At 72.5% G+C, this 17586-nt stretch carries 18 protein-coding genes; 12 read left to right on the forward strand and 6 right to left on the reverse strand.

Annotated elements, in window-relative coordinates; genetic code table 11:
- Positions 1–72 precede the first annotated feature (72 nt).
- The 7 genes from AC0680_RS18225 (at position 73) to AC0680_RS18255 (ending at position 7470) form a co-directional block, all read left to right on the forward strand.
- Entirely contained in the window at positions 73–339 is a 267-nt protein-coding gene (locus AC0680_RS18225) for an acyl carrier protein (RefSeq protein WP_478629617.1), read from the forward strand.
- On the forward strand, positions 332–1561 hold the full coding sequence (locus AC0680_RS18230; RefSeq protein WP_478629620.1) for a beta-ketoacyl-[acyl-carrier-protein] synthase family protein: 1230 nt from the start codon (positions 332–334) through the stop codon (positions 1559–1561). Before AC0680_RS18225 ends, AC0680_RS18230 begins: the two co-directional genes overlap by 8 nt.
- Positions 1558–3087, forward strand: coding sequence for a beta-ketoacyl synthase N-terminal-like domain-containing protein (locus AC0680_RS18235; RefSeq protein WP_478629622.1), 1530 nt, complete (start codon positions 1558–1560; stop codon positions 3085–3087). Before AC0680_RS18230 ends, AC0680_RS18235 begins: the two co-directional genes overlap by 4 nt.
- A 158-nt stretch (positions 3088–3245) precedes the next feature.
- Positions 3246–4313 (forward strand): aldo/keto reductase, encoded by a 1068-nt coding sequence (locus AC0680_RS18240; RefSeq protein ID WP_478629625.1) that lies wholly within the window; start codon positions 3246–3248, stop codon positions 4311–4313.
- A gap of 58 nt (positions 4314–4371) precedes the next feature.
- Positions 4372–5568 carry an MFS transporter gene (locus AC0680_RS18245; protein WP_478629628.1) on the forward strand — a complete coding sequence of 399 codons (1197 nt, stop codon included), beginning with the start codon at positions 4372–4374 and terminating at the stop codon, positions 5566–5568.
- 171 nt (positions 5569–5739) lie between these two features.
- Positions 5740–6720, forward strand: coding sequence for an AfsA-related hotdog domain-containing protein (locus AC0680_RS18250; protein WP_478629630.1), 981 nt, complete (start codon positions 5740–5742; stop codon positions 6718–6720).
- A gap of 63 nt (positions 6721–6783) precedes the next feature.
- Positions 6784–7470, forward strand: a complete 687-nt coding sequence (locus AC0680_RS18255) for an HAD family hydrolase (RefSeq protein ID WP_478629631.1) — start codon at positions 6784–6786, stop codon at positions 7468–7470.
- Between the two features lie 4 nt (positions 7471–7474).
- Here AC0680_RS18255 and AC0680_RS18260 read toward each other — a convergent pair whose 3' ends face one another.
- The 3 genes from AC0680_RS18260 to AC0680_RS18270 form a co-directional block, all read right to left on the reverse strand.
- Positions 7475–7696: a hypothetical protein gene (locus AC0680_RS18260; RefSeq protein ID WP_478629632.1), complete on the reverse strand. Its 222-nt coding sequence runs from the start codon at positions 7694–7696 to the stop codon at positions 7475–7477.
- Complete coding sequence (locus AC0680_RS18265) at positions 7672–8022, reverse strand: LppU/SCO3897 family protein (protein WP_478629746.1); 351 nt, start codon at positions 8020–8022, stop codon at positions 7672–7674. Before AC0680_RS18265 ends, AC0680_RS18260 begins: the two co-directional genes overlap by 25 nt.
- 624 nt (positions 8023–8646) lie before the next feature.
- The gene (locus AC0680_RS18270) at positions 8647–8934 is read right to left on the reverse strand and encodes a hypothetical protein (protein ID WP_478629633.1); all 288 of its coding nucleotides are present in this window, start codon (positions 8932–8934) and stop codon (positions 8647–8649) included.
- 367 nt (positions 8935–9301) lie between these two features.
- On the opposite strand from AC0680_RS18270, the gene AC0680_RS18275 reads away from it, so the two are divergent.
- On the forward strand, positions 9302–10906 hold the full coding sequence (locus tag AC0680_RS18275) for an amino acid adenylation domain-containing protein (RefSeq protein ID WP_478629635.1): 1605 nt from the start codon (positions 9302–9304) through the stop codon (positions 10904–10906).
- Positions 10907–11057: 151 nt separating this feature from the next.
- On the opposite strand, the gene AC0680_RS18280 is transcribed toward AC0680_RS18275, so the two are convergent.
- Both AC0680_RS18280 and AC0680_RS18285 read right to left on the reverse strand, forming a co-directional pair.
- A complete protein-coding gene (locus AC0680_RS18280; protein ID WP_478629638.1) occupies positions 11058–12002 on the reverse strand; it encodes a MerR family transcriptional regulator in 945 nt (314 codons plus the stop codon).
- 220 nt (positions 12003–12222) lie between these two features.
- Complete coding sequence (locus AC0680_RS18285) at positions 12223–13674, reverse strand: MFS transporter (protein WP_478629641.1); 1452 nt, start codon at positions 13672–13674, stop codon at positions 12223–12225.
- A 176-nt stretch (positions 13675–13850) separates the two neighbouring features.
- On the opposite strand from AC0680_RS18285, the gene AC0680_RS18290 reads away from it, so the two are divergent.
- Together AC0680_RS18290 and AC0680_RS18295 are read left to right on the forward strand one after the other, a co-directional pair.
- Complete coding sequence (locus AC0680_RS18290; protein WP_478629643.1) at positions 13851–14198, forward strand: hypothetical protein; 348 nt, start codon at positions 13851–13853, stop codon at positions 14196–14198.
- 122 nt (positions 14199–14320) lie between these two features.
- Complete coding sequence (locus AC0680_RS18295; RefSeq protein WP_478629645.1) at positions 14321–14857, forward strand: DUF4232 domain-containing protein; 537 nt, start codon at positions 14321–14323, stop codon at positions 14855–14857.
- Between the two features lie 252 nt (positions 14858–15109).
- Here AC0680_RS18295 and AC0680_RS18300 read toward each other — a convergent pair whose 3' ends face one another.
- Positions 15110–15430: a hypothetical protein gene (locus tag AC0680_RS18300; protein WP_478629648.1), complete on the reverse strand. Its 321-nt coding sequence runs from the start codon at positions 15428–15430 to the stop codon at positions 15110–15112.
- Between the two features lie 366 nt (positions 15431–15796).
- Between AC0680_RS18300 and AC0680_RS18305 the strand changes: the two genes are divergently transcribed.
- Both AC0680_RS18305 and AC0680_RS18310 read left to right on the forward strand, forming a co-directional pair.
- Positions 15797–16261 (forward strand): ATP-binding protein, encoded by a 465-nt coding sequence (locus tag AC0680_RS18305; RefSeq protein WP_478629651.1) that lies wholly within the window; start codon positions 15797–15799, stop codon positions 16259–16261.
- A gap of 306 nt (positions 16262–16567) precedes the next feature.
- Positions 16568–17554: a hypothetical protein gene (locus AC0680_RS18310; RefSeq protein WP_478629653.1), complete on the forward strand. Its 987-nt coding sequence runs from the start codon at positions 16568–16570 to the stop codon at positions 17552–17554.
- The last annotated feature ends 32 nt before the right edge of the window (positions 17555–17586 follow it).

Genomic DNA, 17586 nt, shown 5'->3' on the forward strand with positions numbered 1-17586 from the left:
GCTGGATACCACTTTTTGGCTGGATACCACCACGGCGTCATGATGATGCACGCCACGAACAAGGGGGATGAAATGAGCGGCATTTCCGAGGAACTGCGCGACCAGATACGCACCATCGTCGCCGAGGTCCTCGAAGCAGATCCCGATGCCCTGACCGAAGAGAGCAGCTTCGCCGACGATTTCGAGGCCGACTCGCTCCTGGTGATCGAGATGTACGCCCGTTTCGAACGCGACCTGAAGATCAAGATCCCGCAGGACAGCGTCATCGAACTCGACGACCTGCCCACCACCTACGCCCTGCTCGCCGAGCACACCCCGGCCCAGGCCGCCGGTGTCTGAGCAGCCCCGGCGCCGGGTCGCGGTCACCGGGCTCGGCGCCGTCAGCAGCCTGGGGCTGGGCCGCCGGGCGCTGACCGAGGCGATCCGCACCGCGCGAAGCGGCATCACGCCCATCGAGCAGTTCGACGCCGCCGGCTTCGAGCACACCCTGGCCGGCGAGGTCCGCGACTTCGACGCCCGCGAGCACCTGCGGCGCACCGATGCCGCCCGCTGGGGCCGCAGCGGACAGTTCGCCGCCGCAGCCGCCCGGATGGCCGTCGACGACGCCGGCCTCAAAACCTCACAGCTGCCCGCACAGCGCACCGCCAGCTGCTTTGGCACCACCAACGGCGAGGCGCAGGTCCTGGAGCAGCTGACCGGGCAGTGGATCACCCGCGGCGGCGCCGGCGTGGATGCGGACCTGGCCCAGCAGGCCGACGCCGGACGCATCGCCGCCGCCGTCGCCGCCGAACTCGACCTCGGCGGCCCGACGGTGACCCTGGGCACCGCCTGCGCGGCAAGCAACTACGCCATCGGCTACGGCTTCGACCTCATCGCCGACGGCGAAGCCGACGCCGTACTGTGCGGCGGCGCGGACGCCTCCAACCGCGCCACCCACGCCGGATTCCACCGCCTGGGCGCCCTCGCCCAGGACCTGCCCCGCCCCTTCGACGAGCACCGCGACGGCATCGTGACCGCCGAAGGCGGCGTAGCGCTCCTGCTCGAACCCCTCGACGACGCCAAAGACCGCGGCGCCCACATCTACGCCGAAGTCCTGGGCTACGGCATGACGTGCGACGCCAAGCACATGACCAACCCCGACGCCGCCTCCATCGCCGAGTGCATCCGCCGCGCCCACCACCACGCCGGCATCAAACCCGAAGAGGTCGACTACATCTGCGCACACGGCACCGGCACCCGCGCCAACGACTCCACCGAAGTCGCCGCCCTGCGCGAGGCCTTCGGCGACCGGCTGCCCCCGGTCAGCTCCATCAAATCGATGCTCGGCCACACCATGGGAGCCGCCGCCGGCTTCGGCGCGCTGGTGTGCTGCACCGCCCTGGACGAAGGTTTCCTGCCGCCCAGCGCGACCGTGCGCCACACCGACCCGGCCCTGGGCCCCGGCCTGGACTGCGTCCCCAACACCGCACGCGAGGCCACCTTGCGCATCGCCCAAAACCACGGCTTCGCCTTCGGCGGGAACAACGCCGTCACCGTCTTTGCAAAGGTGGCACCCCAATGACCCCCGCGGCCCCGGCACCCCCGACCCCCCCCCGCCACACCGGCCCGGCCACCACCCGGCGGCCCAGTGCCCCAGCCCCGATCAGCCTGGTCGCCACCGGAGTGATCAGCGCCGCCGGCGTGGGCCTGACCCCCCTGGCCCACGCCACCCACACCCCACCCACCGGGCCGGTTGTGCCCACCGAGCCCACCGGGCCGGTTGTGCCCACCGAGCCCACCGGGCCGGTTGTGCCCACCGAGCCCACCGAGACGGCCGGGCCGGCTGAGCCGGTTGTGCCCACCGAGCCCAACGATCCGGCCGGGCCCACCGAGACGGCTGGGCCGGCTGGGCCGGTGGCGCCGGTGGCGCCGGTGGCGTTCGTGGGGGAGGACCCCTACCCGCCCACCGGGCTGCGCCCGGCCCTCTTCGAACCGGCCGACATCCTGGGCCGCAAGGGCCTGGCCCGCCTGACCCGCACCGAGCAACTGGGCCTGGCCGCCTGCACACTGGCCCTGAACGAACTCGACGACGCCGGCGCCGAGGCGGCCGCCACCGGAGTGGTGCTGGGCACCTCGGCCGGCAGCCTCTCCGCCATCGCCGCCTTCACCCAGGACACCCTGCTCCAAGAGCGGCCCTACCTCGTCAACCCCTCCGACTTCCCGGGGACGTTGATGAACTCCACCGCCGGCCGCACCGCCATCCGCCACCGCCTGACCGACGTCAACGCCACCGTCTCCGGCGGCCCCCTGGCCTTCCTGCACGCCCTGCGCTTCGCACGCAACGCCCTGCACAAAGGCCACACCCCCCGCATCCTGGCCGGCGCCGTCGAGGAGCTCTCCCCCTACAACGCCTGGGCCTGGTACCGCGCCAAGGCCCTGAACGAGGACACCCTGCCCGGCGAAGCCGGCGCCGTCTTCGCCCTGCAACTGCCCACCACCCACCACGACACCGAAACCGCCACCGCCCACGACAACACCGCCACCGCCCGCCACGACGCCGCCCGTGGGGGCCACGCGGCCGCGACCGTGCAGGGCGGGCACGGCCACGCCGCCGCGCACGGCCCCGAAGCCGCATCGGCGCGGCCGCGGCCGCGGCCGCAGGCCGAACTGCTGGCCTGCGAAACCGGCTTCGCTGACATCGCCCACGGCCCCCTGGCCGTCAGCGCACGCCTGACCGCCTGCATCCGCCACGCCCTGCACCAAAGCGGCCTCGCCCCCGGCGACGTGGACATCGCGGTGCCCACCGCCACCGGCCGGCGCGGCTGGGCCGCGGTCGAGCGCCGCGCCCTGCACCACGCCTTCACCCCCACCACCGGCCCCGACGCCGACCCCACCGCCGGTCGCGCCGAGGGCCCCGAGCAGCTGCACCTGCACACCGCGCTCGGCGAGACCCACAGCGCCGCCGGCGCCCTGGCCCTTGCCGCCCTGCTCGCCCGCTGGCACCACCCCACCACCCCCACCCACCGCGAACGCGTCGCCGTGATCACCGCGGTGGCCCCCGAAGGATCCGTCGGCTGCGCCGTCATCACCCGCCCCACCACCCCCTGACCCACCACCCCCAGACCCGGGCACCCCAGACCCGGGCACCACGAGCCCGACGACATCACGAGCCCGACGACACCACGAGCCCGACGGCACCACGAGCCCGACGGCACCACGGGCCTGACGACACCACGGGCCTGACCCCACAGAACGGACAACACACCATGCAGTACCGCTACTTGGGCCGCACCGGACTCCAGGTCTCCGCGCTCTCCTTCGGAGCCGCCACCCTGGGCACCCCCAAGGCCTTCGGAGCGCTCCCCGGCGCCGACTGGTCCCAGTTCGGCGTCAACGACGGAGACGACGCCGTCCGCCTGGTCCACGCCGCCCACGACGCCGGCGTGAACTTCTTCGACACCGCCGACGTCTACCGCGACGGCGAATGCGAGGAACTCCTCGGCCTGGCCCTCAAAGACCGCCGCGACCGCTCCATCATCGCCACCAAGGCCCGCTTCCAGACCGACCCCGACGACATCAACTCCGCCGGCTCCTCCCGCCACCACCTGCTGCAAGCGGTCGAAAACAGCCTGCGCCGCCTGGACACCGACTACATCGACGTCCTCTACCTGCACGGCTTCGACCCGCGCACCTCACTCCACGAGACCCTCAGCGCCCTCGACGACCTGGTGCGCAGCGGCAAGATCCGCTACGCCGGCTGCTCCAACTTCTCCGGCTGGCAGCTGATGAAGGCACTTTCCACCTCCGACCACGCAGGACTGACCCGCTTCGCCGCCTACCAGGGCTACTACAACCTCGGCGCCAGGGAACTGGAGCACGAGATCGTGCCGGCGGCCGTCGACCAGGGCGTCGGCATCACCGTCTGGAGCCCGCTGGCCGGCGGATTCTTCAGCGGAAAGTACCCGCGCGGTGGGGAAGCCCCCGCCCACTTCCGCCTCGCCCACCAGGGCCCGGCCTCCATCGCTCCCCTCGCCGACCGCGACCAGGCCCACGACATCGTCGACGTCGCCGAGACCATCGCCAAGGACCGCGGCGTCTCCGTCGCCCAGGTCGCCCTCAACTGGGTCCTGGGCGCCACCGGCATCACCTCGGTCGTCTTCGGCGCCAGCCGCCCCGAGCAGCTCCTCGACAACCTCGGCGCCACCCAGTGGGAGCTGACCGAAACCGAACGGCAACTGCTCGACAAGGCAAGCGACCGCCCCGCCCCCTACCCCTACTGGCACATCCGCGCCCTGGCCGGCGACCGCCGCCTGCCCGGCGACATCTACCCCTGACCACCCATACGGGGGCGCCACCAGAACCACCTGCCGCAATAAACCCGGGAGCACACCCGTGCCAATAGCCGTCATCGCCCTGTCCCTGAGCGGTTTCGCCATCGGCGTCACCGAATTCATCATCGCCGGGATCCTGCCCGACATCGCCACCGACCTCAGCGTGTCCATCCCCACCGCCGGCCTGCTGGTCTCCGGCTACGCACTGGGCGTGGTCGTCGGCGCCCCCCTGCTGACGGTCCTGGCCGCCCGCATGGAACGCAAACGCCTGCTGGTACAGCTCATGGGCCTGTTCCTGATCGGCACCCTGCTCTCGGCACTCGCCCCCACCTACACCGTGCTGATGGTCGGCCGGGTCGTCTCCGCCCTCGCCCACGGCGCGTTCTTCGGCGTCGCCATGGTCGTCGCCTCCTCGCTCGTGCCCGACAACAAAAAGGGCCGCGCGGTGTCCATGGTCGCCGCCGGCCTGACCCTGTCGACGATCCTGGGCGTGCCGGCGGGCACCCTCATCGGACAGAACTTCGGCTGGCGATGGGCCTTTTGGATGGTCGTGATCTTCGGCGCCCTGGGACTGGCCGGCATCAGCGCACTGCTCACCCCCACCCCCGCCCCCGAAGGCGCAAGCCTCCAAGCCGAACTGCGGGTCCTGGGCCGTCCTCAGGTCCTGCTGATCCTGCTCACCACCGTCCTCGGCTTCGGCGGCGTGATGACGTCCTACACCTACATCGCCGAAATGGTCACCACCGTCACCGGGTTCAAGCCCAGCGCGGTCACCATGATCATGGTGCTGTTCGGCGTCGGCATGTTCGTCGGCAACCTGGTCAGCGGACGCCTGGCCGACCGCGCCCCCAAGACGGCGATGTGCGGCTCACTGGCCGCCCTCGTCGCGGTCCTGGCCCTGTTCACCCTCACCGTCCACAACCAGATCGCCACCTGCGTGACGGTCTTCTTCTTCGGCGCGGCGACCTTCGCCACCATCGCCCCCCTGCAGATGCTGATCATGGCCAAGGCCGACGGCGCCCCGACGCTGGCCTCCGCCTCCAACATCGCCGCGTTCAACCTCGCCAACGCCGCCGGCCCCCTGCTGGGAGGCCGCATCATCGCCGCCGGCCTGGGATACGCGGCACTGAACTGGGCCGGCGCCCTGGTCAGCCTCGCCGGACTGATCCTGGCCGCACTCACCGCCGCCATGGACCGCCGCACCACAGCCCCCACCCCCCAACCCAGCCCCACCCCCACCCCCTCCACCCACCACTGACCGAGCAACCACCACACCCCGCCCGGCGCCCCCAGGCCCGCCCCGGGGGCGCCCGCCGGCCCCGGGGCGGGGCACCGGCCCCCGCCCCGACCGCCCCGGCCGCCCCGCGCCCCGCCCTGCCCGCCACCCGCCTGCCACCCGCCCCACCCGTCCCACACGAACGGAGCAACGGTGCCCACCCCGACCGCGGAGCATCCCGCCGCCACCCCGACTCGCGAACTGTCCTACGACCAAACCGTCTCGCGCGCACTGGTACACCGATGGGCACTGTCGGAGGTCTTCCTCTGCGACTCCCACCGCACCGACGACACCCACTTCACCGCCGCCGCCCAACTCCCCCTCACCCACGGCTACTTCCGTGACCACCCAGGCGGCGAAGACCACCACGACACCCTGCTGGTCCTGGAAAGCTGCCGCCAGGCCGTCACCTACGCAGCCCACGTCCACCAGGGCGTACCGCGCGAGACCACCTTCATGGTCACCTCCTGGGGCCTGGACATCGACGACGCCACCGCCCTGCGCTGCGGCGAACGCCCCGGCGAACTCCACATCGACGGCCACATCACCCACACCCAGCAGCGCGGCGGCCGACTGCGCCGACTGGTCTTCGCCATGCAACTCACCCTGGACGCAAAGCCACTGGGGAAGCTGACCATGGACGTCAGCTGCACCCCCACCGACCAGTACCACCAACTACGCCGCATGCAGCGCGGCACCGACGTCCCCACCGCCTTCACCCTGCCCGCCACCCCCGCCGCGGACCCTCTCACCCCCGCACACGTCGCGCGCCGCAACCCCCAAAACGTCGTCCTCGACGGCGCCCACACCCAAGACGGCCACCTGCACGCACACCTCAGCCCGCGCACCTTCGCCAACCGCAGCATGTACGACCACCCCTACGACCACGTCCCCGCCATGGTCTTCAGCGAAGCGGCACGCCAATGCGCCCTACTGCTGCACCCCACCAACACCACCGCCGCTTGCGTGCCGCAGCCCCTGCACCTGCACGGCACCTTCCAGCGCTTCGCCGAACTCGACGACGAAGTCCACCTGACCACCACCCCCCACACCGGCCCCACCCCCCACACCTTCCGCATGACCGCCCGCCAGCAAGACCACACCGTCGCCGAAATCACCCTCACCCTCGGCTGACACCCGCCCCACCCACACCCGCCCCACCCACACCCGTCCACCCGCCACGCGCCAGGAGACCCCATGACCCCCGCCCCCCGCCCGCCCGCGCCCGCCGCCGCCTTCTTCGACGTCGACGAGACCCTCACCACCATCAAGACCATGTTCGACTTCTACGACTTCTTCCTCGCAGCGGTCGGCCACAGCACCGAAGAACAACAGCGCCTGCGCCAAAAAGCCCGAGACCTGCTGCGCCCGGGACTTCCCCGCCTGCAGGGCAACCGCCTCTTCTACCAGCGCTTCGCCGGCTACGAGAAGGAAACGGTGGCCGCCATCGGACGCGCCTGGTTCGACCGCCACATCGAACGCGGCGGCCTCTTCCACACCGACGTCCTGCACGCCCTGCACACCCACCGCTCAAACGGCCTGGCCGCCGTCCTGGTCTCCGGGTCCTTCACCGCCTGCCTCGACCCCATCGCCGACCACGTCGGCGCCGACCGCATCCTGTGCACCGACCTGGAAGTCGAAGACGGCCGCTACACCGGCGAAGTACTCACCACCATGATCGGACCCGCCAAGGCCGAGCACGCACGCACCCTGCTCACCACGCACGACTGGCCGCCCGCCGACTGCTACGCCTACGGCGACCACACCTCCGACCTCGAACTGCTGAACCTGGTCGGCCACCCCGTCGCCGTCGGCAACAACCCCGAACTCCTGGCCGAATCCACCCAGCCCCACTGGCACCACCTGGCGGGCATCACCACCTGACGCCTCACACGGCGACCACCGGGCCGGACCCGACCAGACCAGAGCCGACCAGGCCCGACCAGACCGGGCCCGACCCGACCAGGCCCGGCCAGGCCCGTGTCCGCACCTGCACCCACGCCTGGACCTGCACCCGTGTCCGCACCTGCACCCACGCCTGGACCTGCACCCGTGTCCGGCCCTGTGTCTGTGCCTGGGCCCGGGTCAGTGCCGCACCGGCTGCAGGCACAGGGTGGTCCGCCCCTGACGGCCGCCGCGCTCGGTGTACTTGTCCAACTCCCGCGGACACGTGCCCTGAAGCGTCGCATCGATCACGATCTTGTAGTCGGCCTTGGCGTCGCTGCAGGCAATGGTGAAAAGCACCGGATCGCCGTGCGTACCACGGTTTTCCAAACAGTCCCCGACCCGCGCGTCGCGGGCGGCCTTCACCGGGGGCTTGCCGTCATCGGTCAGGGCGCTCAGCCCCCAAAAACCGGCCCCCACACCGACCAGGACACCCACCGCGATCAGCGGCCGCAGCCACGGACGCCGCTCGGGCCCGGTGGGGGTGAACATCGGCACGCCCGGCTGCTGTACCGGGGGCTGGCCGTACGCCGGGGGCCGGCCGTGGGGGAGTGGCTCACCGGCAGCCGCCCCGGGGACCGCAGGGCCGTAGCCGGCCGGCGGACCGTAGGGCACGGGGCCGGGCTGACCGTAGGGCGCCGAGCCGTGGGGCATCGAGCCTTGGGGTGCGGGGCCCTGGGGCGCGGGGCCCTGGGGCGCGGGGCCTTGGGGCGGCGGTGAGTACGCGGACATGCAGATCCCCCTGTGATACGCGGCCGGCCGGGCACCGCTCGCAGTGCCCGGCACCGCTTCGAGTGCGACCAACAGGCTATGAGGCCCCACCCACGCACCCCACACAGGGGGCCACCACCCACGCACCCCACAGGGGGCCACCACCCAGGTTCCCCGCCCACCTTCACATACGCGGTCCGGCAGCGAGGCGAGAGGAAGGACGCGAGCGGGGAGTCACCGCGGGGCCTGCCGGATCACGGCACATTGCGCGTGATCCCCGCTCGCCCGCCACCCCGCCCGCCGTGCGCCGGCCGTCGCTCGCCGTCCGTCGTTCCTGCCGTCGTCGTTCCTGCCGTCGTGCGTCGTCCGCCAGGCCCGGGGGCTCCCGAGCCGTGCGGACTGTCGTCACAGGCAGAGCACGACGATCAGACCGCTGCAGTCGTCGCCGCCGTCATTGCCGCCGTGACCGCCGCCGTGGTGGCCGCCGCCGTAGCCCCAGGTGTTGCCCCAGCCGTTGTCGTGGTCGCCGGCCGGGCTCGACTTGGAGGCGGCGGCGCCGTGGGGGGCGGGCGTCACGGCCGCGGCGGAGGTGGCGGTGGCCGCCGTGGCGGCAAGAGCGAGACCCAGGGCGGCACCGGCCGCGAATATTCGCGAAACGGCCTTCTTCGGGCGATTCGTCTGAGTAGTGTTCATGAAATCACCATGCACGTCCCCGTGGGGACCTTCGCCCCGAGTGCAGCTGATCGAGTGAGCCACAGACAATCCGGCGAACCGGCCTCCGACGAACAGCCTCCGGCGAACCGGCCTCCGGTGATTCGGCCCCGGGCGAACCGGCCGCACACCCCACACCTTCCCGCACTCCCGCCGTGGGCTGAGCGTGGTCGCCGACAGGCGCCGAAGGCCCGCACTGGTCAGGGTGGAGACATGACCCCCACACCCCGCCCCCGCACCGTGATGCCTTGGCCGCCCCCGCCGGCCTTGGCCGGCCCCGCCGTCTCCCGTCCGCCGACCGCCGCCGGCCCCCGGCGCGGGCGGGCTGTCGCACGTCCACGGATTTGAGATGGTCACAGCGCCGAACCGACGCCTGGGCAGCGGACTGCTGCACCACGCCGAGCGCCTGCCCGACCACATCGCGCTGACCCTGGGCCGGCGCGAGTACAGCTACCACGAGGTCGCCGACACCGCCCGTCGGTGGGCGGCCGCGATCGTCGAGGCAGCCGGCCCCCGGCCTGGCCGCGTCGGTGTCCTGGCCGCACGCAGCCCGGCCGCGTACCTGGGGGTGGCCGCCGCGCTGTTCGCCGGAGCGGCCTTCGTCCCCTTCAGCCGCCACCTCCCGCTGCGGCGCACCCGCACCATGCTCGAACAATCCGCCCTCGACGCGCTGATCGTCGACGCGGCGTCGCTGCCACAACTGCCCCAGCTGCTCGACGGCCTGCCGCACCGTCCGGCCGTGCTGCTGCCCGACAGTCCGCCCACCGGCCTTGGGGACCTCGGCGACGGGCCGGTCCTGCACGCCGCCGACCTCGCAGCCGCCACCGCGCTGGAGCAACTGCCCGAGCCCGGCCCCGACGAGGCGGCGTATGTGCTGTTCACCTCGGGCAGTACCGGTCAGCCCAAGGCGGTGCCCATCACCCACGCCAACATCCGCTCCTTCCTGACGACCAACCAGGACCGCTACCGCATCACCTGCCGGGACCGGCTGACGCAGATCGGCGAGCAGACCTTCGACCTGTCGGTCTTCGACCTGTTCATGGCCTGGGAGAACGGGGCGCGGGTCTGCGTCATGGACCCCCAGGAGCTGCCCCGGCCCTTCGCCTACCTCGAACGCCACCAGATCACCGTCTGGTTCTCGGTGCCCTCGGTGGCCGCGGCACTGCGCAGACAGGGCGTGCTCACACCCGGATCGATGCCCACGTTGCGCTGGAGCCTGTTCTGCGGAGAGGCGCTGCCCCAGGCGACCGCCGAAGCCTGGCAGGCCGCCGCGCCCGCATCGATCGTGGAGAACCTCTACGGCCCGACCGAACTGACCATCGCCTGCACGGCCTACCGCTGGGACGCGCGCACCAGCCCCGCGCAGTGCGTGCACGACAACGTCCCCATCGGCCAGCCCTACCCCGGCCTGCACACACTGATCGTGGACCAGGACCTGACCCCGGTCGCCGACGGCGCCACCGGCGAACTGTGCGTGGCCGGCCCCCAGACCACCCCCGGCTACTGGCAGGCACCCCGACTCAACGCCGAGCGCTTCTTCGAACGCGACGGCCACAGGTACTACCGCACGGGCGACCTGGTGCGCACCCACCACGGCCAGCTGGTCTGCATCGGCCGCAACGACCACCAGGTCAAGATCGACGGCTACCGGATCGAACTGGGCGAGATCGAGGCGGTGCTGCGCCGGGCCGGAGCACTGGAGGCGGTGTGCCTGATGTGGCCCGATGCGACGACCATCACCGCCGTGCTGTCCGGTGCGGCCGACCCGGCCGCCGTGACCGAGGCAGCCACCGGCAGCCTGCCGCCCTACATGCTGCCCGCGTCCGTCCACACCATCGAGACCATGCCGCTGAACACCAACGGCAAGGTGGACCGCACCGCCCTGCGCCGCTGGCTCGACGACCGGGCCCAAACCCCCGACCCCGCCCCCGGCCTGCTCCCCACCCACACCTGAACCCCCGGGCCGGGCAAGGCGCGCGGGTCTTTGCCCGGACGGCCGTGCCGAAGAGCCAGAACGCTGCAGCAGGCCAAGGGCTCTCGGCGAGCCGGACAGACGGAGGCGACCAGCCCTCTCGCCTGTTCGGCTACCGCGACGACGTCTTCGGCTACCGCGTCATCGAGCCGCTGTGTGCCCTCAGGGCCTGAACGGACCAGTCGATCACCGGTGCCAGGGGCTCCGGGGCCGGCCAGCCGTTGATCACGGCGAGCAGGGTGACGTACCGGTCCCGGCGCGGATCGTGCGCGGCCTGGAGCCGGCGCAGCAGCCGGCCCCGTAGCCGGGCGTCGTCACGGCGGCCAACGGCCGGCGCACACCTTGCGGTGAGCCCGGCGACAACGGGGCCGGCCTGCGGCGAGTCGGGGCCGATGCCCAAGGCCATGGCCGGCCCCGCAAGTTCGCGGGCAACGGCCACGACGTCCGGGCGCGGCGGCGCGGCGCCGTCGGCCCGATCGGCCGCTTGGTCGCGGACCAAGCCGCGCACGGCGGCGCGAAAGTCCTCGTCCAAGGACAGCTCCGCCAGCTCCACCCACGCCGCGACCTGCTCTTCTGTGGGGCGGTGGGGAAGCTCGGGGGTCATCGAACGCCGCAGGGCGGCAAGAGCGAAGTCGCCGTGGGCGCCTTCGAAGACGGCGCCGAGGAAGTCCTCGACCAAGCGGCGCCGCTCGACGTCGGACAAGGCGGCCAGCCGATGCATACGTTCCATCTCCTCAACACTCCGCTCGCGCCCGGCCGCGGCGACCAGCACCGCTCGCCGCAGACGCAGCACGCTGATCTGCACGTCCAGGGCAGCGGCATGCTCCGCGGCGACGTCGCCGAGCGTGCGCTCGCGATCGGTCACACGCCGGATCGCCTCGAGGCCCACCCCCAGCTCGCGCAGCGTGCGCACCAGAGCCAGCCGCGCGACGGCATCGGCGCCGTAGCGGCGGTACCCGGCAGGGGTGCGCTCGGCCGGCGGCACGATGCCGCGGTCGGAGTAGAACCGGATCGTCTTGACCGTCAGCCCGGTGCGCCGGGCCAGTTCACCGATCGAGTAAAGGGTGCCGCTGTCCATGCCCCCACCTTCCACTCTCCCCCCGCAGGAGACTCAAGCCCCACCTTTTCGTGCCCGGCCGCCCACCCTGCCCGGCCGCCCACCCTGCCCGGCCGCCCACCCTGCCCGGCCGCCCACCCTGCCCGGCCGCCCACCCCGCCCCGGCCGCCCACCCCGCCCCGGCCGCCCACCCCGCACCGGCCGCTCACCCCGCCTCGGCCGCTCACCCCGCCTCGGCCGCTCACCCCGCCCCGGCTGCTCCCTGTGCGCCCGGATCCTGCTTCTGCGACCTTTGCGGCACGCACCGCCATGCCAGACCCGCGGCCGTCAGGTAGGCGAACGCGCCGATGGCCATACTGACGCGCAGGCCCTGCCCGTAGTCGGCGGCGGTGGCCAGCAGGGTGCCGCCAAGGGCCACCCCGGTGGAACTGCCGACCTGCCGGGCGGTGTTGAACAGGGCCGAAGCGGTCCCCGAATACGCAGCTGACGCGGCACCCATCACCGTGGAGGTGGAGCCGGTAAGCGCGAAGGAGGTACCGAACCCCGCCGCCATCATCGGCGCGATCAGCAGCGGGTAGGCCGGATCGTGGCCGGCCGCGGCCCAGCCGGCCAGCCCGCACGCCGCCAGCAGCATGCCGGCGACCACCAAAGGCCGATCCCCGGTACGGCGGGCCAGCCGTCCCGACAGCACGGAGGCGAACATCGTCATCGCCACCGCGGGGAACAACGCCACCCCGGTACCCAGCGCGCTGAAGCCACGCTGATGCTGGAAGTACAGGCTGGCGGTGAACACCATGCCGTAGAAACCGAAATTGAACAGCAGACCGACGACCGCGCCGCCGCCCAGGGCACGCGAACGCAGCAGGCCCGGTGCGACGACGGGGGAGCGGGCCAGGTGCTCGCGCACCACGAACCCCGCGGCGGCCAGCACCGACAGACCCAGCCCGGCCAGGACCGCCGGATCGGACCAACCACGCCGCCCCGCCTCGTTCAGAGCCGCCGTCAGCAACGCCACCGCCGCCACGACCGCGCACTGCGCCGGCCAGTCCACGGCCCGCGACACCAGCCGGGCCGAGGGCGCCACCTGCCGCAGCGTCAGCACCAGGCAGACGATGCCGATCGGCAGATTGATCAGGAACACCCACCGCCAACCCACGGTGGAGACCAGCAGCCCGCCCAGCAACGGCCCGGCCGAAGCCGCGATGCCGGCCATCGCCCCCCACAGCCCGAAAGCCCGCGAACGAGCCGCCCCAGCCGGATACGCCTGCTGCAGCAACGCCAGCGAACCGGGCACGATCAACGCCGCGCCCAGCCCCTCCACCCCACGAGCGGCGATCAGCAACAGCCCGCTCGAGGCCACCGCACACGCGGCGGAGGACAGGGTGAACACCGCCACCCCGGCGCAGAAGACCCGGCGGTTGCCCCACCGGTCGCCCAACGCGCCGCCCATCAGCAAGAACCCGGCGAAGACCAGGGTGTAGCCGTCGGTGATCCACTGGATGCCGGTGACCGAGACCGACATCTCCCGCCCGATGACCGGCACCGCCACGTTGATGACCGTCACGTCCAGGATCACCATGAAGTACCCGGCACACACCGCCAGCAGCGGAACCAGAGACCGCCCGCCGGATCCCCCGCCCGGCCGCGCAGGGGAGGCGGACCGGCCACCACCAGCCGGCTCCGCGAACGCCACGGCCTGACCTCCCTCCCGTGCACCAGCACCCGGCAGCAACGATCACCATAGGGTGCCAAACCGCAGATACGACGCAAAGCACCCCGATCCCGCAGCGGGCGCACGTCTGCAGGCACCTGACGCCCAATCACCCCCCGAAGCCCCGCCCCGCCCGCCAGAACGAGATCGTCCAGAACGTGATGATCGACGCGGCCTGCGCCTACGCGGACGGCTACGACACCCTCCTCGACGGCGTCCTGGGACCGTGGATGCTCCCACCCTTTTGCACCGCATGCCGGCGCCGCGGCCTGAACCTCTCCTACATCGTCCTGCGCCCCAGCCTGGAGGCGACGCTCGCACGAGCCACCCACCGCGAAGGCCGACACCTCAAGGACATCGAACCGATCACCGGCCTGTACGGAGCATTCGAGGATCTCGGAGCGCTCGAGAGCCATGTGGTCGATTCCAGCGCCCAGCCCCTAGCCCAGACCACCACGCAGATCACCGACGGACTGCGGACCGGCCGTTTGACCGTCGACGTCTAGGGGCGTCCGCCCGGCGCGACCCCCTGAGGGCCTGCCGCCCAACGGGCGCCGCCGTGCAACCAGTTGGCGCCCTCGCCGGTCATCGCTGATGACCCACCAAGCCCAGAACAGAGGAATCCGCCATGCGCGCTCGTTCGCTTCTCACGGCCCCCGCCGCCGTCGCTGCCGCCGCTCTGGCCACCCTCGCTCCCACAGCCGATGCGGCCACCGCGGCCACCGCGACCGTGGCGCCGACACCGACCTGCAAGGAGTCCGCGGTGAGCGTGTCCGCGACCGGGACCCAGCGCCCCGAGGTGCTGCACATCAAGGTCACCAACAAGACGGCCCGTGCCTGCGTCGTCGACCGGATCCCGACGGTCACCTTCGGGGACCTCGACGGCGCGGCGCAGCCGGTACCGCCCACCCCAAGCGCCCCCTACCGCCTCGCCGCGGGCGCCACCGCCCACGCCGCGGTGCGCACGGTCGACCCCGCCGGCGGCACGCGACCCCGGATCGTCGACTTCGTCACCGTGGCCGCCGACCCCTCCCACCGCGGCCGCACGATCGCCGCCGACGCCCTCGGGCTGCCCCGCGGCGTGCGGGTGTGGGAGCCGGTGACCACGTGGTGGCAACCGTCCTGGGCACAGGCCCACACCGCGCTGGGGGCCGCGACGCACTGACGTCGGCGACCGACCTCTTCCACCGGCATCAGGACAGCTGCCGGCATGACACCCATCCGCAAGACGAGCCGCCGTTCGCCCCCCACTTCAGCGCACGCACGCGCTGCCCGCACAACATGGCCGCCTTCGCCAAGAACCCCGCCGCCGTTTGACGCGACGGCAGGACGCGCCCGCCCGCGACAAGCCGCAGGCACGGCACGGCTGCAGCCGTACGCGACGCAGGGCGGCCACCCGAGCGGTTCGCCCCCGCTGTCACACGTGCGCCGCCCCCGGCGAGGGACCTTCAACGGCTCCGAACGCGTCGTCAATGCGCTGCGCCCAGTCCCCATCGGCCAATTCGACGTCGACCAGAAGATCCCGCCAGTCTTGTTGCGCAGAGTCCACGGCTTCTGCGAATCGATCGGCATCACCACGGCTGTACAGAACAACGGCCGCGGCGACCCTCTCCTCGACTATGGGACTGCCGTACCCGACAGACTGGACGACTTCCTCGAGCAGCTGCGCAACGGTCGCCCCCTCATCCTGGGGGAAATCCCGTTCGATGCGGCGGATGATTCTCGCCGAAAGTGCCACGACGCTCCCTGTGCAATCGAAAGTACGAGGTCCGCTTCGACCTCGAGGGCCAGACCGGCAAGATCCACCGCGACGGGCGCCGCCGCGCAGCGGGCGCACGAACACGAAGCGGAGCCGGAGGCGCTGCCGTCGAGCAGGATGGCCACCCCGGCTCCACGTGTCACAGCACCGCCCGGCCACCGCGCGCTTCCCGGCCACCTGCCGCCCCCCCCGCACGCCCACGCTGCTGTCCGGACCGCGCGGAAAAATCTTGGAATGCGCCGCGGAAAGGTGTTGGCCCTCCTCAGGGCCGCGGATCTCACAGGTGTAGGACACCGGAACGGGACTTCCCAGCCGGTCGAACCCCTTTCTTGAAAGATCGCGGCCATGCTTCTCTCCGACCACCTGGACGAAAAGCGCAACACCTCGCACACGGCAGCTCACGCCCCGCACGACGGCCACCAGGCCGTACTGACCCTGCCCTCGCAGGAGGCCTCGGTACCCGCCTCCCGCCACTTCGCGGAAGATCTCCTCAGCAGCTGGGGCGTCGGCGAGGACGAGCGTGACTCCGCCGCCCTGATCGTCGACGAGCTGGCCTCCAACGCCGTCCAGCACGGTCACGCCCTGATGACCCTGCTCCTCGCCCTGGACGCCGGCGAGCTGCTGATCACCCTGACCGACTCGGGCGCCGTGGTCCAGCACACCAACGGGCACGCAGACCTGGCCCCCGACGAGCACGGCCGCGGCACCGGGATCGTCGAGTTCCTGGCGCAGTGGACCGAGGTCCACGACAACGACGAGGGCCGCGAGGTCCGCGTGGGCATGCGCGTCACGGCCGACGCATCGCACTGAGACCGCACCCACCGCCCCGACACCGGTGTCGCAGCACCTCCCACGGAACACTCTCCGCAAGCTCTCCGGAAAGCCTCCGTGGGAGGTGCCGCGACGCCGGTGGCCGCCTCCGGCAGGGCTACGACACGGCTCCGGCAGGGCTCCGGCAGGGGCTTCGGCAGGGCTGAAGGGGCGACGCGCCACGGGCCCGGCGACGAGGCGATGCACGACTCGTCGAAAAGCCGGAGAAAACCTGTTGGCGTCCGTGGCGGTCGCGACTCCTGCATACGAGCGGGGCACCAGGCCCCCGATGAAGGAGAGACCACGATGCGTCGCTATCGAGCCCACATCATCGCCGCACTGGCCGGAGCCACCGCCCTGTCGCCCCTGGCAGCCTCCGCGGCGTCGGCACAGACTCCGGCCACTACGGCACAGGCCGCCGTCTCCCGGGCGGGAGGCGCCCCTGAGCTCCAGCCGATGCCCGGCCCGGGGCCCGGCGGCCCGGGCAAGCCGGTCGGACCTGACACGACGGTCGAGCCGCCGCCGCAGCGCCCGCTGGTGGGGACCGTCAAGATCCCGCCCGGAGGGTTCATCGGCGATCAGGACCCGCCGACCGGGCCCGTCAAGATCCCGCCCGGCGGAGCCCTCCGCATACCGCCCACTGCGCCCCCGTCTCCGCCGGACAAGGACGACGAGCACGGCGACGAGCACGGCGGCGGGCACGGCGGCGGGTCGGACGACGACAGGGGCGGCGGCCCCACCGGGGGCGGCGGCAGCGCCGGCGGCGATTCGGGCCGCCCCGGCGGCTCGACGGGCGACGGCGGTTCGTCGGACGACGCCAGCTCCTCCGGCGCAGGAGGCCGGGACGGCGGAGAGGACGGCGGCAAAGCCGGCAACCGCACCCCCGACGGCGATCGACCCCACCGCGACCGCGACCGCGACCGCGACGGTGACGGCGACGGTGATGGTGATGGCGGCGGTGGCGGGGGCCGGTCCGGCAGCGGCGGCGGCGAAGCCGCGGGCGAAGCCGGCTCGCGGGGCGAGGACGGCGCCTCCGGCGGCTCCTTCGAAGGCTCTTTTGAAGGGTCCGGGCGGGGCTCCGGCGACGCGTCCCACGGCGGCGACCCGACCGGAAGGAACGGCCACGACGGCCCGGACGGCCAGGGCTGGATGCGGGAGCCCGCCTCGTGGTTCTCCCTCGACCGCGCACGCCAGTTCCTCACGACGCCGGTGGGCATGGGCGCGGTGGCCACCGCCGGCCTGCTGGCCTGGCGGGCACACCGCAACCGCCGCGCCAAGCAGCACAAGAACTGACCCACACCCCAACCACCCGACCCACCCAGCAC

This window comes from Streptomyces sp. NPDC043738 (assembly GCF_056436545.1).